Source organism: Metabacillus fastidiosus NBRC 101226 (assembly GCF_001591625.1).
Lineage (GTDB): Bacteria > Bacillota > Bacilli > Bacillales > Bacillaceae > Metabacillus > Metabacillus fastidiosus.
In genome coordinates this window covers 1-4,716 of the sequence record NZ_BCVG01000174.1, presented here as the reverse complement: position 1 = coordinate 4,716, position 4,716 = coordinate 1, and the positions used below count along the sequence as shown (strand labels likewise).

Below are 4,716 nucleotides of genomic sequence, written 5' to 3'. Positions count from 1 at the left end.
TCAGCTCGCTTTATAAGCAACTTTCTTAATTTAACACATTTAAGATTTGAAGTCAACATTTTTTATTTCTTTTTTGAAATTTCTTTTTGCTGACATGTTGATCTTAGCAGTGACAAGAAATAATATAACATGCTTTAAAAACAGAGTCAACGCTTTATTTTAAATTTTTTCTCACTTTTATATTATTATGTATCCCCGCCTCCAAAGGGAGTGAATATCCCTCATAAATTTAGAGATCTATAGGCCTTTACTTATTTCAAAATACTAGAGAATAAGAACTGCTTTAGTTCAAACAAAAGCTATAATTTTTTATACCCGATAAATCACTTTAAATATTTTCGTCTCCTTACTCCTGCTAATCATTTTCTCATAAGGTCAAGCATACATATGGGATTGAGGAAAAGTGGACGAGGAGGATTATAATATGAATCAATTCTACGTATTTCATATAAAAAGAGTAAAGCAGTTAATTATTATATTAATAATTGCATTTTTCACTGCAGGGATTTTATACGTTCAAAATTTCATGCAGTTTCCTGTCTTTTCAACATCTGATGGACCTAAGGCTGTTTATCGAGGAGAGACAAAAAACAATGAAGTTTCTTTAACATTTAACATTACATGGGGAGATGTCAAAGCTGAACCAATATTGAATATGTTGAAAAAGGAGGGAATATCCAATGCCACTTTCTTTCTATCAGCATCCTGGGCTGAAAGGCATCCCGATCTCGTGAGCAGAATTATAAAAGACGGCCACCAAATTGGAAGTATGGGATATGCGTATAAAAATTACACTGATTTAGAAAAAGAGGAAATAAGAAGAGATATAACAAAAGCACAGGAAGTATTTTTAGAATTAGGAGTGAAAGACGTAGACCTTTTAAGACCACCAACTGGCAATTTCAATAAAGAAGTATTGAATATCGCTCAAAAATCAGGCTATACAGTTGTTCACTATAGCATCGATTCGGAAGACTGGACTAATCCAGGAGTTGATAAAATTATTGAAAATACAGTATCAGACTTAAAAGGCGGCGATATTATCCTTCTCCATGCTTCAGATTCCGCTAAGCAAACAGAAGAAGCTTTGCCGGCTATTATAAAAAATATAAAAGAGAAGGGTCTGAAAAACGTAACGATAGAAAAACTTGTCGCAAATACAGAAGTTAAATCTTCTGAGGTAAAGTAAAAGAGCTAGCCCACTAGCTCTTTTCTAATAAAAAATAAAAATGCTTCAGCTATAAAGCTAAGCATTTTTATTTTTTTCTCCTGTTAATTTTGGAAGGATAAGGAGTTGATATGCATTACATATTAATAATGGAATTAACATAAGATAGAGCCAATCTGCCTCATTTACACGTAAAGCAGGGAACCATTCAATTGTTGTAATAACAAACATAAAAAATAATGCTGGAACAAAAGCAGCCTTATTAGTCTGCCTCTTTTTCATATAAGCGACAACACAACTGAAAAGGAAAGTAAAAACAGTTAATAAAATATAAGGAAAAATGCTATCTCCGCTCTCAGCAAAGAATTTATATCTTAAATAAATAAGATCAAAGAAGACAAATATAATTAATATAATCTGTGCACCATTCCATAAAGTTACTGTCCTAAAAATACCTAAACCAAATCGATGTACCGTTAAATAAGCAAAGAAACCCATTTGACTAATAATACTGAAAATACAGCCTAATCCTAAAAGCCAAAAAGCAATTGATAAAATTTCCGTAACATTCATTGTTATAAACAATTCTTTATACTCACTCCATTTTAGGATGAAGCCTAAGAGAATCGTTATAATCCCGCCAATGAACAGTGTACTTAAAAATAAACGAACCCAATTTCGACTTTTCACTTAAAATATCCCCCAATTACTCATCTGTAATTGATTTTACCAATCCTCTGTTAAAAATGCTACATATGAGATATTTTTTCACGTATTAAAATAGGAGGACAAATTCATATTAAAAGTAGGTAGCTAAAAGAAAGGAGCCTGACTAAACATGAAGAGAAAAATGCTCCTCATGATTTCTTCAATCTATTTACTTTCAATAATTCTTTATGGTTGTGCTCCACAAGAGAGCAGCGGTGGTCAAACTGACTATGACCAAACGAAGAAAATGGTTGTTGACATACTTAAAACAGATGATGGTAAAAAGGCACTGCAGGAGATAATGAAGGATGAAAAGTTAAAGCATGAGCTGGTGATGGATCAAAAAGTAGTAACGGAAACTATTCAAGCAACTTTAACATCTGAAAAAGGAAAAGAATTTTGGAAAACGCTATTTGAAGATCCTAAATTTGTAGAAAGCTACGCAAAGAGCATGAAAGAGGAACATGAAAAAGTAATTAAAGATTTAATGAAGGATCCTGAATACCAAGCTATGCTGATTGAGTTATTTCAAAATCCAGAAATGGAGAAAGCAACTTTAACTGTTTTAAAAAGTAAAGATTTTCGTAAGCATCTTCAGGAAGTAATAACTGAAACATTGACGAGCCCGTTATTTAAAGCCAAAATACAGGAAACACTATTAAAAGCTGCTGAAGAAACTGGGCAGCAAAGCGGTGGCGGAAGTCAAGGTGGCAGTGAACAAAGCGGCGGACAGGATAAGAGCAGCTGAGGAAACGGCTAAATAAACTAAAAACAGCCATTAGGGGACTTTTGTATGTCCCCCTAACGGCTATAAATTACTCAGACTTTTTTTATAGCCTTTAAAACATTTAAATCAGATCGGCTACTTTCATTGCTATCTCACTATAAATCTGACCTATGGGGTGATCTGCATTATATACAGAAGGAGCAAAATCATTTTCATTCCAATCAGGCTGCTGTAAAGGAATTTTCCCTAAAATCGGAACTTTCAACTCCTCAGCAAGCTTCTCTCCCCCACCTTTACCGAATACATATTCTTTCTCACCTGTTATCTTACTTTCAAAATAAGCCATATTCTCAATGACACCGATGATTTCATGATCTGTTTTTAAAGCCATTGCCCCTGCTCTGGCTGCAACAAATGCTGCAGTAGGATGAGGAGTTGAAACAATAATTTCCTTACAAGCCGGCAAAGCGGAATGAACATCCAGGGCAATATCACCTGTACCAGGTGGTAAATCTAATAATAAATAATCAAGTTCTCCCCATTCTACATCATGGAAGAAATTATTTAACATTTTTCCGAGCATCGGTCCTCTCCAAATAACCGGCGAGTTGTCTTCAACGAAGAAACCCATAGAAATAACTTTTACACCAAATCGTTCAACTGGTATAACTTTTTCACCATATACTTCCGGCCTTTTCGTAATCCCCATCATATCAGGAACACTGAACCCATATATATCTGCATCAATTAATCCGACCTTTTTACCTAGCCGCGCTAATGCAATTGATAAATTCACCGAGACAGTTGATTTTCCGACTCCTCCTTTACCACTCGCAATCGCAATAAAGGTTGTTTTATTTTGTCCGGATAGAATTGATTCGTTTGTTTCTTCTGTAAATGATACAGCTTTCTCTTTTGGAAGATCCGTAAAACGTAGTCCTACAGATGCTGCACCAGCCTCTTTTAATAATGAGACGATTTGCTGCTGCAAGTTCAGCTGTTCCCCTGTTCCAGTTTTCGCAATGCCAACTTTGACACTGACATGCCCTTTTTCAGGATTTATTTTAATTTCTTCAATAGCTTCCAGCTCTGCTAATGTCTTATGTAGAAAGGGGTCTTTCAGTTTACCAATAATAGTTCGTACATCCGCTTCTTGTAGCAATATCATCACCTCGGCTAAGTTTATTTACAACAGTATAGCATACATTGTTTACCAAAAAGGAAAATCTGCCTCCAAGAGTAAGTAACCTTTATTCCGGAGGATTTTTCTCGTTTGAAAAATATCTAAGAACCCCATTATAAATAGATGCTGCAAGTGTTTCCTGATAATCTTCCTGCCCAAGAAGCCTCTCCTCATTAGGATTCGATAAAAACCCAACTTCAATTAAAGCACCAGGTTTATTAGCCTTTTTCATTAAGTATATTCCATTTATCCGCTTTGCTTTTCTCTCCGTATTCTCCAGGTTCCTTCTTAATTCATCTTGAATAAACTTTGCAACCTCTTCATTTTCTTCATAACTGCCATAAAAGAAAGTCTGTGCTCCACTCCATCTTGCTGAAGGAATCGCATTTAAGTGAATACTTAAATAAAGATCGGCCTCTGATTCATTAATTAACTTCGCCCGCTTTTTAAGATCTTCTGTTTTTCGCCTTGAATAGCCTTTCGTATCCTCCTCTGCCAAATCAATATCCTTTTCCCTTGTTAATAATACGAGGGCTCCTTGCTCTTGTAAGTAATCCCGTAACTTTAATGCCACTTCTAATGCAACATCTTTTTCAAGTATTTTCTGTCCAACAGCTCCCCCGTCTGGTCCACCATGTCCGGGGTCTAGATATATCACTTTCCCTGATAGCGGTAAATTCCATGGCTTCCATGAATTATTATCATTGAACTGCCATTGAAAAATAAAAAGAAGTACAATAAAACCAACTGCAAAACCTAACCATTTTAGTTTCTTTTTCATACCCTTCCCTCCTGCTCGTCCATAGTAAAATATATGGATGAACGAAAAGATTATGTTAAAGAAACGTCCACAAATAAAAAAACTTAACTAGCAATATTAGTTAAGTTTTGAGTAAAAGATTTATTTATCCCAGCCTTAACGGGCAGTAA

Annotated in this window: 5 protein-coding genes; 2 read left to right on the top strand and 3 right to left on the bottom strand. The window is 35.0% G+C overall.

Going from position 1 to position 4,716, the window contains the following annotated elements; all coding sequences use genetic code 11:
• The first annotated feature begins 424 nt into the window (after positions 1 to 424).
• Positions 425 to 1,189 carry a polysaccharide deacetylase family sporulation protein PdaB gene (gene pdaB / locus BFA01S_RS20855; protein ID WP_066235467.1) on the top strand — a complete coding sequence of 255 codons (765 nt, stop codon included), beginning with the start codon at positions 425 to 427 and terminating at the stop codon, positions 1,187 to 1,189.
• 57 nt (positions 1,190 to 1,246) lie between these two features.
• Here pdaB and BFA01S_RS20850 read toward each other — a convergent pair whose 3' ends face one another.
• A complete protein-coding gene (locus tag BFA01S_RS20850; protein ID WP_066235465.1) occupies positions 1,247 to 1,858 on the bottom strand; it encodes a KinB-signaling pathway activation protein in 612 nt (203 codons plus the stop codon).
• Between the two features lie 148 nt (positions 1,859 to 2,006).
• Here BFA01S_RS20850 and gerD point away from each other — a divergent pair, with 148 nt between their 5' ends.
• A complete protein-coding gene (gerD, locus tag BFA01S_RS20845) occupies positions 2,007 to 2,624 on the top strand; it encodes a spore germination lipoprotein GerD (protein ID WP_066235463.1) in 618 nt (205 codons plus the stop codon).
• Positions 2,625 to 2,724: 100 nt separating this feature from the next.
• Here gerD and BFA01S_RS20840 read toward each other — a convergent pair whose 3' ends face one another.
• The gene (locus tag BFA01S_RS20840) at positions 2,725 to 3,765 is read right to left on the bottom strand and encodes an Mrp/NBP35 family ATP-binding protein (protein WP_066235461.1); all 1,041 of its coding nucleotides are present in this window, start codon (positions 3,763 to 3,765) and stop codon (positions 2,725 to 2,727) included.
• 88 nt (positions 3,766 to 3,853) lie between these two features.
• Positions 3,854 to 4,567, bottom strand: a complete 714-nt coding sequence (gene cwlD / locus BFA01S_RS20835; RefSeq protein ID WP_066235460.1) for an N-acetylmuramoyl-L-alanine amidase CwlD — start codon at positions 4,565 to 4,567, stop codon at positions 3,854 to 3,856.
• Between the last annotated feature and the right edge of the window lie 149 nt (positions 4,568 to 4,716).

Coding starts and splice junctions, on each gene's coding strand:
- gerD (WP_066235463.1), top strand. CDS start 2,007: ATGAAGAGAAAAATGCTCCTCATGATTTCTTCAATCTATTTACTTTCA.
- pdaB (WP_066235467.1), top strand. CDS start 425: ATGAATCAATTCTACGTATTTCATATAAAAAGAGTAAAGCAGTTAATT.
- cwlD (WP_066235460.1), bottom strand. CDS start 4,567: ATGAAAAAGAAACTAAAATGGTTAGGTTTTGCAGTTGGTTTTATTGTA.